Raw genomic sequence first — 15,995 nt, forward strand, 5'->3', positions numbered from 1 at the left:
GGGTCCGGGAAGGCGTCGCCGGTAGGCGTATCCAGGGAAGGTGCACATGCTCAGGCGGATCCGAGGGTTGCAGCAGCGCCACTGGCGGGAGCGGAGCAAGGCCGAGCGGGTCGAGCTGCACACCGTCATCACCTGGCACGGGACGATCTGGTTCTTCGCGATGTGCTGGCTGCCGCTGCCGCTGGCCGGGAACCTGGAGCGGCGCCCGCTCCCGCTGGCGCTGGGCGGGCTGCTGCTCCTCGTCGGCGCCCTGCAGTGCGTCGCCGCGAGCCGGCTCACCAGGCCCGCGCTCGACCACTACCTCGGCCGCCGCGCGGTGCCGCCGAAGGCGCTGACCGGCTCGGTCCTGCTGCTCGCCCTGGCCCTCGCGCTGGTCATGACGCTGACCGCGCTGGACGGGATCGACGCGCTGACGACGCGGTTCACGATCGGCGGCGCACTGGTGCCGTTCGGGCTGATCTACGCGCTGGTCGTGCCCGTCCGCGTGTGCCTGCGCCGGGCCGGCGTCCTCGCGGTGCTGCTCATGGCCGCCGTGGGGCTCATCGACGCGGATGTCTCCGGCGTTCTCGCCACCGCTGCCATGACCGCCTTCGCCGTGGTCTTCTCGCTGTTGGCCAGCCGGTGCGGCGCCTGGACGCTGTCGGTGCTGTGGGAGGCGGAACGGGCCCGTGAGGTGGAGGCGCGGCTCGCGGTGGCCGAGGAACGGCTGCGGTTCGGGCGGGACCTGCACGACGTGCTGGGCCGCAACCTCGCCGTCATCGCGCTCAAGAGCGAGCTGGCGGTCCAGCTGGCCCGGCGCGAACGGCCGGAGGCCGTGGAGCAGATGATCGAGGTGCAGCGCATCGCGCAGGAGTCGCAGCGGGAGGTGCGCGATGTCGTACGCGGCTACCGGGCGGCCGATCTCGCCGCCGAACTTGCCGGTGCACAGGGGGTGTTGACGGCCGCGGGGATCCACTGCGAGGTCCGCGACGAGGCCGGCGGGCTGCCCGCCGAGGTGCAGTCCGCCCTCGGCTGGGTGGTGCGGGAGGCGACCACCAACGTGCTGCGGCACGGGGACGCCGCCCGCTGCACGGTGGGGCTCCGGGCACGGGAGGGGTGTGTGGTGCTGACGGTGGAGAACGACGGGGTGACGAGCGAGGGTGGGGAGGGTGGCCCGGCGTCCGGCTCCGGGCCCGGCGGGTCCGGGCTCGCCGGGCTGCGGGAGCGGCTGGCCGTGGTGGACGGGACGCTGGAGGCGGGTCCGGCCGGCGGGGACCGGTTCCGGGTGGTGGCCGAGGTGCCCGTGCAGGCGGCGGGGACCGAGTGGGAGAAGACCGGCGAAGTGAGCGGGGTCACGCCATGAGCGGTCCGGTGCGGCTGCTGCTCGCCGACGACGAGCACCTGATCCGGGGCGCGCTGGCCGCGCTGCTCGGGCTGGAGGACGACCTGGTGGTGGTCGCGGAGGCGGCCAGCGGTCCCGAGGCACTCGCCATGGCCCGCGCGCACGCGCCCGACGTGGCCGTCCTCGATCTGCAGATGCCGGGCGCGGACGGTGTGAAGGTCGCCACATCCCTGCGGTCCGAACTGCCCGGCTGCCGGGTGCTGATCGTCACCGGTCACGGCCGGCCCGGGCATCTGAAGCGGGCGCTCGCGGCGGGTGTGCGCGGGTTCGTCCCGAAGACGGTCAGCGCGCAGCGGCTCGCCGAGATCATCCGGACCGTGCACGCGGGAAACCGGTACGTCGACCCCGAGTTGGCCGCCGACGCGATCTCCGCCGGTGACTCGCCGCTGACCGTACGGGAGGCCGAGGTGCTGGAACTGGCCGCCGACGGGGCGCCGGTCACGGAGATCGCCGAGCGGGCCGCGCTGTCCCCGGGGACCGTGCGGAACTACCTCTCCTCGGCGGTGACGAAGCTGGGGGCGGAGAACCGGCACACGGCGGTGCGGCTCGCGCGGGAGCGGGGTTGGGTATAGTTGCTCTCGCGCCACGGCGCACTGCGGACGTAGCTCAGTTGGTAGAGCGCAACCTTGCCAAGGTTGAGGTCGCGAGTTCGAGCCTCGTCGTCCGCTCCAGCGGAAGAAGCCCCCGGTTCTCACCGGGGGCTTTCTCCATGTCCGCCGGACAGGCCCTACGACCAGCGGACGCCGGTCAGGCGCTCGTAGGCCTCCACGTACTTGGCGCGGGTCGCCTCGACGACCTGCTGCGGGAGCGGTGGCGGGGGCTGCTCGCTCTTGCGGTCCCAGCCGGACTCGGCGGAGGTCAGCCAGTCCCGGACGAACTGCTTGTCGTACGACGGCTGCGCGCGGCCGGGCTCCCAGGTCTCGGCCGGCCAGAAGCGGGAGGAGTCCGGGGTGAGCACCTCGTCGGCGAGGATCAGGGTGTCGCCGTCGAAGCCGAACTCGAACTTGGTGTCGGCCAGGATGATGCCCCGGTCGCGGGCGATGTCGCGGGCGCGGGAGTAGACGGCGAGGGTGGCCTGGCGGAGCTGGGCGGCGGTCTCGGCGCCGACCTGGCGGGCGACCTCCTCGTACGACACGTTCTCGTCGTGCTCGCCGACCTCGGCCTTGGTGGCCGGGGTGAAGATCGGGCCGGGCAGCTCGGAGCCGTTGACGAGGCCCTCGGGGAGGGCGAGGCCGCAGACGGTCCGGGTCTCCTGGTACTCGAGGAGGCCGGAGCCGGTGAGGTAGCCGCGGGCGACGCACTCCACGGGGACCATGTTCAGCGACTTGCAGACCAGGGTGCGGCCGTCCCAGTCGGCGGGGGCGCCCTCGGGGACCACCGTGCTGATCACGTGGTTGGGGGCGAGGTCGCGCAGCTGGTCGAACCACCACAGGGAGAGCTGGGTGAGGACGCGGCCCTTGTCGGGGATCTCGGTGGGCAGCACCCAGTCGTAGGCCGACATGCGGTCGCTGGCGACCATCACGAGGTCGCCCGCCTCGTTCTGGTACAGCTCGCGCACCTTGCCGGTGTGCAGGTGCACCAGTCCCGGAACCTCGATCGGCTCGGGCTTTTCGACGAATCCGGACACGGTTCCTCCCCGTGGTTTTGTCTGAGTACCTCGATTCTCCCGTATGCGGATGATCGGGATGAGCAGGGGGTCAGTCGCGTTTGCAGATGCGGTCCAGGAGGTTGGCCGTGGCGCGCTGGATACGGGGGTCGACGTGGCCGGGGCGGTCCAGCGCGGGGGACCAGGCGAAGGTGCCGGAGGCGAAGACCCAGGCGCCGGAGGGGGCCCGGTAGAGGGAGGTCTCCTGGTGCCGACGGGCGCCGGCGGTGTCGGTGTAGGGCGAGTGCGCGAGGAGGATGCGCTCCTCGTGCTCGGGCAGCGGGGTGCGCGGGAAGTACCGGTCGGCCTCGCCGGCGACCAGGCCGTCGATCTCGTCGCCCTCGTGCGCTCCGGTGGCGTCCCACAGCCAGTGGCCCGCGTTGCGGACGATCAGCGGGTGCGGTTCGGGCACGCGGCCCGCGTACTGGATGCCCACCAGCTGCTGTTCGGGCCGGTCGATCTCCCGCCAGAGCACCGGCCGGCCGGGGCCCTTGCGTTTGCGGCAGGTCAGCAGCCGGTCGGGCGTCCCGGACGGCGAGGGCGCCAACTCCACGTGCCAGTACATGGTGTTGGCGGACAGGAAGACCAGCGAGGTGCCGTGGTCGCGGGCGAGTTCGACGGTGCGGCGCATCGGCGTCGACCAGTACTCGTCGTGGCCGGGGAAGAGCAGGCCCCGGTAGCGGGTGGGGTCGACGCGGCCGGCGTGCAGGTCGCGGGCGTCGGCGTAGGCGAGGTCGTAGCCGTAGCGCTCGGCCCAGCGGATGACGTCGTAGGCGTGGCCGACGTGCAGGGGCAGGCCCGCGCCGGCGTAGGGGCGGTCGAAGGAGACCGTGGTCGCCGCGTCGGACTCGCCGAGCAGGCGGCCCTGTTCGTCCCAGGCGTGGTAGAGGCTGGCGCCGGTGCGGCCGTCCTCCGGGTACAGGTTGTACGCCTGCCACGTGATGTCCGGCAGCAGCAGGAGCAGGTCGGCGGGGCGGTCGTCGCGGACGGTGAACGGCACGTGGGAGCGGTAGCCGTCGGCGGTGGTGAGGACGGCCACGTAGGCGCCGCTGTTCCAGTGGGTGGGGACCTGGAGCCGCCAGGACAGCCACCAGTGGTGGCAGGAGACGGTGCGGTCGGCGGTCAGCGGCGGGGGCTGGACGATGCCGGAAAGGCGGGGGCTGGTGGTGACCTTGGCGGCGCCGTCACCGCCGTAGTGGCCGATGCGGTAGATGTCGACGCCGAACTGCTGCGGCGGGTCGACGGTGATGTGGAAGTCGATGGCCTCGCCGGGGACGACCGTGCCGGTGGCGGTGAAGCCCTTGATCTGCCGGTGCACGTCGTCGGCGGAGCGGGGACCGCCGGTGGCGCCGGCGGCGCGGGGCGCCGGGACGCGCGCGCCCTGGCCGGGGGGCTGGGGCGGGACGGCCTGCGGCGGGACCGGGTCCATGTACCAGGGGACCACCTGGCCGGTGTCGTCGAAGTAGGTCTCACTGCCACGCAGCCAGGGGAGGGGGCCCTGGCCGAAGGGGTCGGTGACGGCGTGCGCGAGTGCTCCGGACTCCCAGCGCCGGATCTGGTCCGCGGCCATGGTCGCTCCCCTCCCTCATGCCCCCGTGTCCTGTTTCCGGTGGTGCCTGCGCTGCGCGGTGCGCTCTGCTGTTGTGCCCCGGGTCGCGCCGTCGCCGGTCGGGCCGGGCGTGCCGGGCGGCTCGGGCGTGCTGTCGTATGTCGCATGCCCTTGCCATGTGCGTGGTCGGTCCCAGCACATCACATAACGCACGGGCTCGGTCACGATTCGTTGCGAATTGACCGGAAGTGGAGGTTGGCGTTCCGGTACCTGGTGCGGGGTCGGTTCCGTGTTGCGAGGTCAGACCAGCCGTACGGGCTTCTCCGGGCGTATGCCGGACGCCGCCAGCCAGTCGCGCAGGGGGCCCGGATCTCCCTCCTCGATCAGGCTGAGCACTCTGGGCGCGAGGTCGGTGGCCCGCTCGCCGCCCAGCAGCAGGGAGGGTCCGTCGAGCCAGTCCAGGCCGGGGGTCGCGCCGGCGGTGTCCACGGCGGCGCAGCACACCATCGCCGTGACGTGCTCGGCGAGGAGCTCTCGGGCGGTGCGGGGTGGTTGCAGCGGGAACAGCGGCAGCGCGCCGTCCTCCCAGAGCGCGCTGTCGGGGCCCTGCCCGGCCACGGCGGCAGCCGCCCCGCTCGGCACGCCGGCCCCGGCCGCCGCCTCTTCCCGGGCCAGCGCGGCGGTCAGCCCGGCGGCGAGGGCGGCGCTGCGCTCGGTACCGGGGTCGGCTGGGTCGTCGAGGTCGTCCAGGGCGTCGAGGTGATCGAGGTCGTCGAGGTGATCGAGGTGATCGAGGGTGCCGGAGTCTTCGGCGGTGGCGGAACCGTCGGGGTGGGCCGGCACGGCGGGAGTGGGCTCGGCGGGACCGGGCTCGGCCGGGCCGGACTCGGTGGGATCCGGGTCCATGGGGCCAGTGTGGTCGGCGTGGTCGGCGTGGTCCGCGTGGCCGTCGCGGCCGGCGTTGCCTTCGGCGGGGGCTCGTTCCGTGAGGTGGTCCAGGACGCGGGAGAGGGTGGGGCCGGCGGGGTCGGGGGCGGCCGGGTCGGGGGTGGGGCGGACGCCGAGGGAGTCCAGGACGCGGTGCAGCCGGGCCGCGTTCGCGCGCCAGGTGCGGTCCACGACCTCCTCCGGGTACGACGCCCAATCCACCGGAGCCCAGTCCGGGCCCCGCTCCGCCGGGCCGCCGTGGAACAGCCGGGCGGCGAGCAGGGACGCGGCCTCGTCCAGCGTGCCGGGTTCCTCCAGCAGGTCGCAGGCCGGGCGCTCGCCGAGCCGTGAGGTGAACCCCTCGGCCAGCCGGTCCCGGCGGGCCAGCTCGGTCAGCGCGGAGACCACGCCCGCGTCCAGCCGGGACGGCCAGCGGCCCATGCGCCAGGCGGGCAGCGCCACCTTGGTCAGCAGCCGGTCCCAGCCCGCGTACGCCAGCCCGACCTGCTCCTGGGCGACGATCCGCAGACCGTAGTCCACGGCCTGGGCGCGCTCCGCCGCCGAGGTCGCGACGCCCCGCTCCATCAGGACCGCGTGCTCCCGGCATCCGCGCAGCAGCAGCCGGGCCACCCAGCCGAGGGTGGCGCACACCGCGCGGGTCAGCGGGCAGCGGCCGGGTGTGGCGGCGACGGCCACCGCGGCGTCCAGTCCCCGGACGAAGCGCCGGGCGGCGGCTATGTCGGGGTGCGCGGAGGGTGCCGTACCGGCGATGACCGGGGCGAGGACCGCGCGCAGCTCGCCGACGCGCATCCACCACAGGAAGGGGGAGCCGATGACGAGGAGGGGAGCGGCCACGTGCTGCCGGGTGCGCCGGGCGTCGCGTCCCCGCGGACCGGACGGGGAACCCGGGCCCGCCGGCTCGCCGTACCCCGTGGGCGGGGGCGGGCCGTGCGACGGATGCGTACGGTCCTCCAGCCAGCTGTCGCAGTCCGGGGTGAGCGCTATCGCCGAGGGCGCGGGCACGTCGAGGCGGTCGGCGAGGTCGCGCACCATCCGGTAGAGGTCCGGGGCGGACTTCTCGGTGACCGGGACCGTCGGGGTCACGGCCGGGCGGGCGCGGGCCACGACGAGGGCGATGCCGGCCGCGGCGAGCAGCACCAGCACGGCCAGCACGCAGACGACCCAGCGGGCCACGTCCCAGCCCCGGCCCACGAAATGACCGGTGGAACCACCCGTCAGCAGGATCACCGCGGCGGCGGCGGGCAGCAGGGCCACGCCCAGCGCCCGGCCCCGCACGCGCAGCACCGCGAGGGCTCGGGAACGCGCGGCCTGCGCGGCCACCTCCACACCGATTCCGGTCATGCGCCGACCTCACCCCCTCCCTGCCGATGCCGTGCTGTCCTGGCGTTGCTCACTCCCCCACTGTGGCACCCGCCACTGACATCGCAATGCCGGTGGGCCAAGTGGCAATGCCGGTGGGCCAAGTGCCGGACCGCTTGCGCCGCACCATAGTTGGGGCCCGGTCCCCCGTCAGCCGGATGGCGGATTGCTCACTCGATGGAATGGCTTTGGTCAGAGGTGGATGACGGACAGCAAAGATCAGGCCCCGGATCGTCCGGGGCCTGAGGGCAGAACGGGGTGGGGTTCAGCGGGCCTCGGCCGCTCCGGCCGCCTTCGCGGCGATGTCCGTCCGGTGCTGGGAGCCGTCGAGGCCGATGCGGGCCACCGCCCGGTAGGCCCGCGCGCGGGCCGCGCCGAGGTCCTCCCCGACGGCCGTCACGGACAGCACCCGGCCGCCCGCGCTGACGACCGCGTCGCCGTCCTGCCTGGTCCCGGCGTGCAGGACGTAGGCGTGCGGGGCGTCCTCGGCGGCCACCTCGGCGAGACCGGTGATCGGGTCACCGGTGCGGGGGGTGCCGGGGTAGTTGTGCGAGGCGACGACCACGGTGACGGCCGCGTCCTCGCTCCAGCGCAGCGGCTCCAGGTCGGCGAGGGTGCCGTTCGCAGCGGCGAGCAGGACACCGGCCAGCGGGGTCCGCAGGCGGGCCAGCACGACCTGGGTCTCCGGGTCGCCGAAGCGGGCGTTGAACTCGATGACCCGGACACCGCGCGAGGTGATCGCGAGGCCGGCGTAGAGGAGGCCGGAGAAGGGGGTGCCGCGCCGCCGCAGTTCGTCGACGGTCGGCTGGAGGACGGTCTGCAGCACCTCGTCGACCAGCTTCGGGTCGGCCCAGGGCAACGGCGAGTACGCGCCCATGCCGCCGGTGTTCGGCCCTTCGTCGCCATCCAGGGCCCGCTTGAAGTCCTGGGCGGGCTGGAGCGGTACGACCGTCTCGCCGTCGGTGATCGCGAACAGGGAGACCTCGGGGCCGTCGAGGAACTCCTCGATGACGACGCGGTCGCAGCCGGCCGCGTGCGCCTTCGCGGCGTCGATGTCGTCGGTGACGACGACGCCCTTGCCGGCGGCCAGCCCGTCGTCCTTGACGACGTAGGGCGCACCGAACGCGGCGAGGGCCTCGGCGGCCTCCGCTTCGGTGGTGCAGACGTAGGACCGCGCGGTCGGCACGCCGGCCGCCGCCATGACGTCCTTGGCGAACGCCTTGGACCCCTCCAGCTGCGCGGCCTCCTTGGAGGGGCCGAACACCGGGATGCCCGCCTCGCGGACGGCGTCGGCCACCCCGGCGACCAGCGGCGCCTCCGGGCCCACGACGACGAGTTCGGCACCGAGACCGGTGGCCAGCGCGGCCACGGCGGCGCCGTCGAGCGGGTCGACCCGGTGCAGCTCGGCGACCTCGGCGATGCCGGCGTTGCCGGGGGCGCAGTGCAGCGCGGTGACGTCGGGGTCGAGGGACAGGGAGCGGCAGAGGGCGTGTTCGCGGGCGCCGGTACCGATGACGAGGACCTTCACGTGCCTCACCCTACTGGCAACCCCACCGAACCCCGGGCCCCGGCCAAGCTGTGCGTTCCTACGAGAACCGCCGCACGCCGGTAGGTCCGCCGGGGACGTCCGCGAGACGTTCGGGCCGCCTGCGGCGAGGCGTGCGTCGGGGGCCGAGCGATGCGGGGGCCGAGGGGGCGGGGTTCGGCGGCGGAGCGCCACGCCCCGGAACGGATGCCATGGCCCGGAGCGGGTGCCGCGACCGGGTGGGTGCGCTTGTCGCCGCCTGCACGCGGGCCAAAGCCGAGCGGCCGATGAAGTCACCGGCCGGCGGCCGGCTGAGCCGGTTGCGGGCGGCGAACGCCCGCCCTGGGCCTGAGGACGGGACTGTGGACCGGGGTTGGCCGGGGTGGCTTGATCCGGCCCGGCCACTCGATGCCGGGCAGCCGCGAAGTCACCCGCGGTCGGCGAGAGCGCGCGCCGGGCCGGGACGGGTAGCACGCCGGAGCCCCGCGTCGCGGTGCGTCGGGACGGGCCGCAGACCGGAGCCCCGTATCGCGGTGCGTCGGGGCGGGTCGGCCGGGGGCGGCGCGGGCGGTTACTCGTTGGTGAATTCCTCGACCACCGTCGCACCCAGCTCGCGGACGATCAGTTCGTGGCCGGACAGGGCCGACTCGTCCAGGTCCGGGTCGTCGTCCTCGGGGACGTCGTCCTCCGGGGCGACCGGGGCGGGGCGGAGGGCGGGCGAAGGGGCCGGGGCCGCGGAGCCGGTGCCACCGGCCTGTGGGGCGGGGGCGGGCGAGGGGGCGGCCGGCTGGGGTGCCGGCGCTGCCGGGCGAGGGGCCGGGGAGCCGCCGTAGCCGCCACTGGGACCGGCGTTCCCATAGCCCGCGCCCCCGCCGCCGTAGCCCGGTGAGCCGCCGGGCGGCGGGGGTGCGGAGCCGCCCGAGGGGTCGATGACCGCCTCGATCTTCCACTGCACGTTGAACTGCTCGGCCAGCGCCTGCCGCAGCACGTCCTCGCTGCCGGTGCTGGCGAAGTTGTCCCGGGCTCCGGCGTTGACGAAGCCGAGTTGGAGCGTGGTGCCGTCGAAGCCGGTCACCTGGGCGTTCTGGCTGAGCAGGATCCAGGTGAACCGACGGCGGTTCTTGACGGCCTCCAGGATGTTCGGCCAGAGCATGCGGGGGTCGAGCCCACCGGCCGGGGCGGGCGCCGACGGCACCGGTGCCTGCTGCTGGGGCTGCGGCTGTTGCGGCTGCTGTTGCGGTTGCTGTTGCTGGGGCCGCTGCGCGGGGTCCTGACCCGGCTGCGAGCCGGCCGCGGCCGGCGTGGGCCAGCCGCCGGGCCGTCGGCCGCCACCGGCCGGGGCGGCCGTGGGCCAGGCACCGGGGCCCGCGGGAGCCGGCGTCTCGGGGCTGGCGGCCGGCGCCTGGGCCGGGGGCGCCGCGGAAGGAACGGGCGCGGCAGGAACCGTAGGCGCGACGAACGCCGCAGGGGCTTCCGGCGTGGCCGCGACTGGCGTGGGGGCGGGCGCTGGGCCCGCACCGGCCCCGGCCCCCGCACCGGCCCCCGCACCGGCACCGGGAGCTCCCGCAGGCCCGCCCGACGCGCGTACGGCGGCGCGCGCGGCCGCCGGTCCGCCGCCCGGGGGGACCTGGACCGCCGGCGCGTCGGCGCCGCTCGCGGAAAGGTGGGCGTCGGGACCGGGGACGTACCCCATGGCGGGCGCGCCGCCGCCGGTCGAGAAGCTGACGCCGCGTTCGAGCCGGTCGAGGCGGGCCATGACGGAGCGCTCGTCGTCGTAGGCGGCGGGGAGCAGCACGCGGGCGCAGATGAGTTCGAGCTGGAGGCGGGGCGAGGTGGCGCCGCGCATCTCGGTGAGGCCGTCGTTGACGACATCGGCGGCGCGGCTCAGCTCGGCGGGGCCGAAGGTGCCGGCCTGGGCCTGCATGCGTTCGACGACGTCGGCGGGGGCGTCGATGAGTCCCTTGTCGGCCGCGTCCGGCACCGCGGCGAGGATCACCAGGTCGCGCAGCCGCTCCAGCAGGTCGGCGACGAAGCGGCGCGGGTCGTTGCCGCCCTCGATGATCCGGTCGACGACTTCGAAGGCGGCCGCTCCGTCACCGGTGGCGAAGGACTCGACGACGGAGTCGAGGAGCGAGCCGTCGGTGTACCCGAGGAGGGAGGTGGCCATGGCATACGTCACACCCTCCGCTCCGGCGCCCGCGAGCAACTGGTCCATGACGGACATGGAGTCACGCACGGATCCGGCGCCGGCCCGCACGACGAGCGGTAGCACGCCGTCCTCGACGGGGATCTCCTCCCGGCCGCAGACCTCGGCGAGATAGTCGCGGAGCGTGCCGGGTGGGACGAGCCGGAACGGGTAGTGGTGGGTGCGCGACCGGATGGTCCCGATGACCTTCTCGGGTTCGGTGGTCGCGAAGATGAACTTCAGGTGCTCGGGCGGTTCCTCGACGACCTTGAGCAGGGCGTTGAAGCCGGCCGACGTGACCATGTGGGCCTCGTCGATGATGTAGATCTTGTACCGGCTGCCGGCGGGCCCGAAGAACGCCTTCTCGCGCAGGTCACGGGCGTCGTCCACGCCTCCGTGCGACGCGGCGTCGATCTCGATGACGTCGATGGAGCCCGGCCCGTTGCGCGCGAGGTCGCGGCACGACTGGCACTCGCCGCAGGGCGTCGGCGTCGGCCCCTGCTCGCAGTTCAGGCAGCGGGCCAGGATGCGGGCACTGGTCGTCTTGCCACAGCCGCGCGGACCACTGAACAGGTATGCGTGATTGACCCGGTTGTTCCGCAGCGCCTGCTGCAACGGGTCGGTGACATGCTCCTGCCCGATGACCTCCGCGAAGGTCTCCGGGCGATAGCGGCGGTACAGCGCGAGAGACGACACGCTTACGAGGTTATAGGCGCCCACTGACAATCCGGCCCGCGGAAGCCCGCCGGGGTCCGACCGCCCCGCCCTCCCCGTCGGCGATGCCCTCGAACGCAAGCGCCCCCCACGCACCCGCCAGAGCCAACCTACCCTTGCTGCCTTCCGGCCCTGGGGGAGTTCAGTCAGATAGCGCCGCGTGAGGGGCTGCGCCCACAGTACCCGATCCGGGCCTGCGGGAACGAGTTCGCGAGCACTCCCCTCGGTCATGTAATGTTTCCGGCGGAGGATTCGCCTAGAGGCCTAGGGCGCACGCTTGGAAAGCGTGTTGGGGGCAACCCCTCACGAGTTCGAATCTCGTATCCTCCGCCAGTGCCTCACCGGGCACGATGTCGAAGGGCCCCACCGCAAGGTGGGGCCCTTCGGCGTTGTCCTCGGACTTCGTTGTCCTGGTTTTGTCCACAGCGGGTGTTCCCAGATCCCCAGATGGCTTCGGCGATCTTCCGGGCCACGTCCTTGAGCATGGCGTCCGGCACATGCAGATACCTCGCCCGCACACTCGCGGAGGTGCCGGCTCCCACCCCATGATCTGATCGATGACGCGGTCCGGGGCGCCGAGCACCATGAGCACGGTGGCGGCCGTGTGACGTGCGTCATGCAGCCGGGCGTTCCGGCTCCCCGCGTCTTCCAGCAGCCGCTTCCAGTCGTGACAGTCCGTGTTCGGGCCCAGCGGGCCACCCAGCGGCTTGGTGAACCCGTAGTCCGACTCGGTCCACAGGTCGCCGGCGGCCTTGCGCTCGCGCTCTTGCGTCTCGCGGGTACCCGGATCATGGCGACCAGGGGCCGGGCAGTACCCCGCCTTACGGCCGCATGGCGAGGCTTCCGGGCACCCATGCTCGTACCGGGGGCGCAGACGGTTCCGGCGCAGCTTCGGGTACTCGTTGTCCAGGTCGACGTCAGCCCAGCGCAGTCCGAGCGTCTCGCCCTGCCGTAGTCCGAGCGCCAGCGCCAGAATCCAGCGGGCGCTGTTCCGTCGCTTGTTGGCTTCGAGCAACAGGCACTGAACCCCTTCCACGGAGTAGGGCTCAACCTCGGATTGGTCCTCTTCCAGCCGTGGCGGCTTCGCCAGTGCGGCGGATTCCTCGCCGCGTAGCCGCGCCGTACCGCCTCAGCCGTACCGCCGTATCGCCGCACCTGTCGTCCGGGTCGGGCCGCTACGGGCCCGCCTTGAACGGCGCCGGCCGCAGACCGGCCACGCAGCGGGTGTCCGGCGACTGGGGATTGGCCAGGAAGGAGGCGAACACCTGTTGCGCGCAGGCCGACTTCGGTACCACCACGTGTCCCGCGCCTGGGATGACGATGGTGGTGGAGTTCGGGAGCGTGGCCGCGGCGTGGTCGGCCAGGCTCGGCGCCGTGCGCGCGTCGAAGCTGCCCGAGACGAGCAGCGTCGGAACGTTGCTGTGCGTCACGGAGCGCTGTGCGGCCGGCGCCGCCGGTACGTCCCAGATGCCGCAGTCCTCGCTCATGAAGGGTAGTTGCGGTGCCTGGGCCAGCACCGAGTGCGGATACGCGGGGAAGGCGGCGCGCCCGGAGGCCAGGACCTGCCGGGCCGGCTGGTAGGGGACCCACTCGCTGCACAGCACGCCGTAGAAGAGCCCGGTGCCGTCGGTGCCGGCACGGGCCGGATCGGCGGCTGCGGCGCGCACCTGGGCGACCGCCCGCGGATCGCCGTGCGCCAGCGCGTTTATCGCCGCAGGGATCCCGGCCGGTTGGGCGCCGACGCCGACCAGCCACTGCACCAGCGCGCCGCCGTCGATCACCACCTTGACGGGCGCCAGGCCGGGCCCGGGTGAGGCCTGGGTGGTGATGGGGTGGGCCTCCAACTGCTGCACCAGATGGGTGAAGGTGGCCTCGAGGTGAGGGTAACGCCGGTCGCAGGTCGGCTGTTGGGCGCAGGCGGCGAAGATGTTGCCGAACGCCTCCTGGAGGCTGCCCCAGGTGGCGCCGAGGCTCGCTATGTCCGGCGGGAACACCGAGTCGAGCACCACGCTGCGGATCCCCTGCGGGTGCTCGCGCAGGTAGGTGAGCGCGAGGTCGGTGCCGTACGAGGTGCCGTACACGTTCCACTGTGCGATGCGCAGGGCGGTGCGCAGGTCGGCGAAGTCGGCGGCGTTCTCAGTGGTGTTGTACGCCGCAAGGTTCACGCCCTCGGCGACCAGGCGCTGGTGGCAGGCCCGGGTGGCCGCGAGGTGCGCGCTCTCCGTCGCCCGTGCGTCGTACGGCAGGCCGACGGCCGAGGCGTTGAACCGGTCGATCTCCGGGCAGAGCAGCGCGGGTTGCGAGGAGAGTGTGCCGCGCTGGTCCATGATGATCAGCTCATGGTCCTGGTTCACGCCGGCTTCGACCAGCGAGGTCGTCTCCTGGACGATCGGGTCGACGCCGGGGCCACCGGCCATGTAGACGATGGGGTCCGCGGCCGGGATGCGCGACACCGCCGGGACGATGGCGACGGCCAGCCGGAGCTTGCGTCCATTGCCCGGATCGGCGTGCTCCTCGGGCACCACCAGGAAGCCGCAGTGCGCGGTGGCCAGGGTCGGCACAGGCGCCGGGTGGGGGCAGGCGCCGGGCTCGAACCTGGCGGTGTGTGCAGGTACCTGCGGACTCGCGGTGGAGCCGGCGGTCGCGGCCGGCGCGAGTGGTGCGCTGGACAGCAGTGCAAGACAGAGCGTCACCGCGAGGAATCCGACCCGAATGCCCGGCCCGGGGCAAACGAACGGTCCGATTCATGGCGTTCTCCCACGTGGCGTGTCTGCCGACGTCGCAGGCGGTGCCGATTTTCCAGGTGCGGTGGATTCCCGGCCGACGCGTGTCCCGCCGCGGCAGCCTCAGCTGCCATGGTCCCTCAGCCTGTCGAGGGTCGCACCTCGGTCGACGAGTGCGATCACGTGACGCCAGGCCGTGACCCGGTGATCACCAGATCGTCGGCTTGATATGACTCCGTGTGGTGATCCGACGGACGCGCAATGGGCCCTGCCGCTTCCCGCGTCCGCACACCGGATGGATCCGACTTGAAATCAGATCAATTCTGCGATGGGGGGTTGGCCGCCCACCGGGCGGAGCCGGTGCACGACGCGTCAGCTCGACCCGACCGACCACAGGTGGCTGACGAACTGCGCGGAGCCGGTGCGGATGCCGCCCGGCCGTCCGGGACCGCCGGGCCCTGGAGCGGTGGCCGCTCGTATCGCCGCAGGCGCGACGGGCGGCGAGACTGGCCGGAGGGGGGTGCCAGGGGAAGTACCCGGAAGGATGGGAGACGAGCATGCGAAAGGGACCACTCGCCGTGCCGTCGCTCGCGGCGGCCGCTGCACTGGCAGCCGGGGTGTGCGCGGTGCCGGCGCAGGCGCTGACCCCGTCGCCGGTCGTCGTCGCACAACAGAGCCCAGGCGCGTCGCTGCCGACGAACGTGACACTGTCGCTGAAGTCCGTCGGGCGGTTCTTCCCCGAGGTCACTCGGGTCGTGAGCGTCGGTCCGGACCGCACCGCCGTCGGCATGCCCACGGCCACCGTCGCCGTGGTGTACGCCGACCCGACCGGCACCAGGAAGGTCACGATCTCCGTCGACCTCTACCGCACGGCCCCCGTCGCGGCGACCGCCTTCCAGCAGGCCGCCAAGGCCAGCCGCGCCGTCCCGGGCTTCACACCGCTGACCACGCCACGCATCGGCACGGCGACCACCGGCGGCATCGTCACCATGGGCGGCGAGACGCACATCGGTATCGGTGTCCTGGACGGCCGTCACGCCGTCGGCGTGACCCTCGCCGGCTACGACGCCACACCGGCCAACACCGCCTCCCTCGTCGCCCTCGTCCGCGCCGAAGTCACCGCTGCCGATGCGGTCCTGGGCGCCGCCACGACGCCGCACAGCAGCCAACCCGCGGGCATCGCCGAGTTCTGACGGTCACTCCGTTGCCCGGCCATGCCACTCTGTCAGCGACCCCGGACCGGCGGACCGTGCACCGGTGGCGGTGACGGCGGATCACGGCCCGCATCGCCCGCCGCGGCATCGACTCTTCAACCCGCCTCGGCCGCCACCGCTGGACCATCGAGCGGACCGTCGCCTGGCTCGGCGGCTTCCGCCGGCTCCACCGCTGCTACGCACGCATGAGCACCCACTTCGCAGCCTTCGCCACCATCGCCGCCGCTCTCGTCTGCCACCGCCGACTCACCAAATGAGATGACTTCTAAGGTCCCTCCACATCCTTCCGGCTGGACACCGCAGCCCGCGCGATCATCGACAACGCCAGCTCTCGCTCCTCGTCGATGACGAGCCAGCCCTTGTCCAGGAGGGACTGGAGGAGAGGGCGGACCTCATCGCCCATCTCCTCCGCCAGGTCGTCATCCGTGGGGGAGAGGCCAGAGTGGAGGAGGGAGACCACATGGAAGACCAAGGCCTCCTCTTCCGCGGTGAGGTTGAAGTCCATGTTCTGAAGTTAGGCGAGTGTCCTGGTTGCGGCACGGCCTAGCTGGGCCTGCCCGGTTTCGAACCGGCTGACCTTTCAGCCCATGCGGCTGAGCCAGATCAGCAAAAGCCATACGCGGGGATCATCGGTCAGCTGTCATGGAACGGACCGAACTCGTCTGGAGGGAAACGTGCCTCAGAGTCACGAGGGATCCTCGTTCCAGTGCAGCGGGACGCGCACCCCCTCTGACCTGCCTCGCGAACCCGTA

At 73.2% G+C, this 15,995-nt stretch carries 10 protein-coding genes, 2 tRNA genes, 1 other RNA gene and 2 pseudogenes; 6 read left to right on the forward strand and 9 right to left on the reverse strand.

Translation table 11 applies throughout. The features are described from left to right. Positions 1-46: 46 nt before the first annotated feature. From ABZ854_RS17205 to ABZ854_RS17215, 3 genes are all read left to right on the forward strand, one after another. Positions 47-1,342: a histidine kinase gene (locus ABZ854_RS17205; RefSeq protein WP_361210934.1), complete on the forward strand. Its 1,296-nt coding sequence runs from the start codon at positions 47-49 to the stop codon at positions 1,340-1,342. Continuing rightward, positions 1,339-1,953, forward strand: coding sequence for a response regulator transcription factor (locus ABZ854_RS17210; RefSeq protein ID WP_361210936.1), 615 nt, complete (start codon positions 1,339-1,341; stop codon positions 1,951-1,953). Before ABZ854_RS17205 ends, ABZ854_RS17210 begins: the two co-directional genes overlap by 4 nt. Before the next feature lie 23 nt (positions 1,954-1,976). Further along, positions 1,977-2,052 (forward strand) — tRNA-Gly (locus ABZ854_RS17215). 56 nt (positions 2,053-2,108) lie between these two features. Here ABZ854_RS17215 and ABZ854_RS17220 read toward each other — a convergent pair. The 6 genes from ABZ854_RS17220 to ffs form a co-directional block, all read right to left on the reverse strand. Further along, on the reverse strand, positions 2,109-3,008 hold the full coding sequence (locus tag ABZ854_RS17220; protein ID WP_361210938.1) for a phosphoribosylaminoimidazolesuccinocarboxamide synthase: 900 nt from the start codon (positions 3,006-3,008) through the stop codon (positions 2,109-2,111). A gap of 70 nt (positions 3,009-3,078) precedes the next feature. After that, positions 3,079-4,596, reverse strand: coding sequence for a N,N-dimethylformamidase beta subunit family domain-containing protein (locus ABZ854_RS17225; protein WP_361210941.1), 1,518 nt, complete (start codon positions 4,594-4,596; stop codon positions 3,079-3,081). Between the two features lie 279 nt (positions 4,597-4,875). Beyond that, a complete protein-coding gene (locus tag ABZ854_RS17230; protein ID WP_361210944.1) occupies positions 4,876-6,864 on the reverse strand; it encodes a hypothetical protein in 1,989 nt (662 codons plus the stop codon). A gap of 283 nt (positions 6,865-7,147) precedes the next feature. After that, positions 7,148-8,410, reverse strand: a complete 1,263-nt coding sequence (gene purD, locus ABZ854_RS17235; protein WP_361210947.1) for a phosphoribosylamine--glycine ligase — start codon at positions 8,408-8,410, stop codon at positions 7,148-7,150. A 568-nt stretch (positions 8,411-8,978) separates the two neighbouring features. After that, positions 8,979-11,288 (reverse strand): DNA polymerase III subunit gamma and tau, encoded by a 2,310-nt coding sequence (locus ABZ854_RS17240; protein WP_361210950.1) that lies wholly within the window; start codon positions 11,286-11,288, stop codon positions 8,979-8,981. A 92-nt stretch (positions 11,289-11,380) separates the two neighbouring features. Further along, positions 11,381-11,479, reverse strand: an RNA gene (gene ffs, locus ABZ854_RS17245) — signal recognition particle sRNA small type. A 72-nt stretch (positions 11,480-11,551) separates the two neighbouring features. Between ffs and ABZ854_RS17250 the strand changes: the two genes are divergently transcribed. Next, positions 11,552-11,639 (forward strand) — tRNA-Ser (locus tag ABZ854_RS17250). A 5-nt stretch (positions 11,640-11,644) separates the two neighbouring features. On the opposite strand, the pseudogene ABZ854_RS17255 reads toward ABZ854_RS17250, so the two are convergent. Beyond that, a pseudogene (locus ABZ854_RS17255) lies at positions 11,645-12,443 on the reverse strand (tyrosine-type recombinase/integrase); the annotation flags it as partial. Between the two features lie 38 nt (positions 12,444-12,481). Further along, a complete protein-coding gene (locus ABZ854_RS17260; protein WP_361210952.1) occupies positions 12,482-13,867 on the reverse strand; it encodes an alpha/beta fold hydrolase in 1,386 nt (461 codons plus the stop codon). 719 nt (positions 13,868-14,586) lie between these two features. Here ABZ854_RS17260 and ABZ854_RS17265 point away from each other — a divergent pair. Further along, positions 14,587-15,222, forward strand: a complete 636-nt coding sequence (locus tag ABZ854_RS17265; protein WP_361210955.1) for a hypothetical protein — start codon at positions 14,587-14,589, stop codon at positions 15,220-15,222. 68 nt (positions 15,223-15,290) lie between these two features. Next, positions 15,291-15,500, forward strand: a pseudogene (locus tag ABZ854_RS17270) (transposase); the annotation flags it as partial. Between the two features lie 8 nt (positions 15,501-15,508). Here ABZ854_RS17270 and ABZ854_RS17275 read toward each other — a convergent pair. Next, positions 15,509-15,748, reverse strand: a complete 240-nt coding sequence (locus tag ABZ854_RS17275; protein WP_361210958.1) for a hypothetical protein — start codon at positions 15,746-15,748, stop codon at positions 15,509-15,511. Positions 15,749-15,995 lie beyond the last annotated feature (247 nt).

Source organism: Streptomyces sp. NPDC047028, from assembly GCF_040644095.1.
Taxonomy (GTDB): domain Bacteria; phylum Actinomycetota; class Actinomycetes; order Streptomycetales; family Streptomycetaceae; genus Streptomyces.

Bases quoted from the DNA above. Each gene is read 5' to 3' on its own strand.
- ABZ854_RS17225 (WP_361210941.1), bottom strand. From the start codon at position 4,596: ATGGCCGCGGACCAGATCCGGCGCTGGGAGTCCGGAGCACTCGCGCAC.
- ABZ854_RS17275 (WP_361210958.1), bottom strand. From the start codon at position 15,748: ATGGACTTCAACCTCACCGCGGAAGAGGAGGCCTTGGTCTTCCATGTG.
- ABZ854_RS17210 (WP_361210936.1), top strand. From the start codon at position 1,339: ATGAGCGGTCCGGTGCGGCTGCTGCTCGCCGACGACGAGCACCTGATC.
- ABZ854_RS17265 (WP_361210955.1), top strand. From the start codon at position 14,587: ATGCGAAAGGGACCACTCGCCGTGCCGTCGCTCGCGGCGGCCGCTGCA.
- ABZ854_RS17230 (WP_361210944.1), bottom strand. From the start codon at position 6,864: ATGACCGGAATCGGTGTGGAGGTGGCCGCGCAGGCCGCGCGTTCCCGA.
- ABZ854_RS17205 (WP_361210934.1), top strand. From the start codon at position 47: ATGCTCAGGCGGATCCGAGGGTTGCAGCAGCGCCACTGGCGGGAGCGG.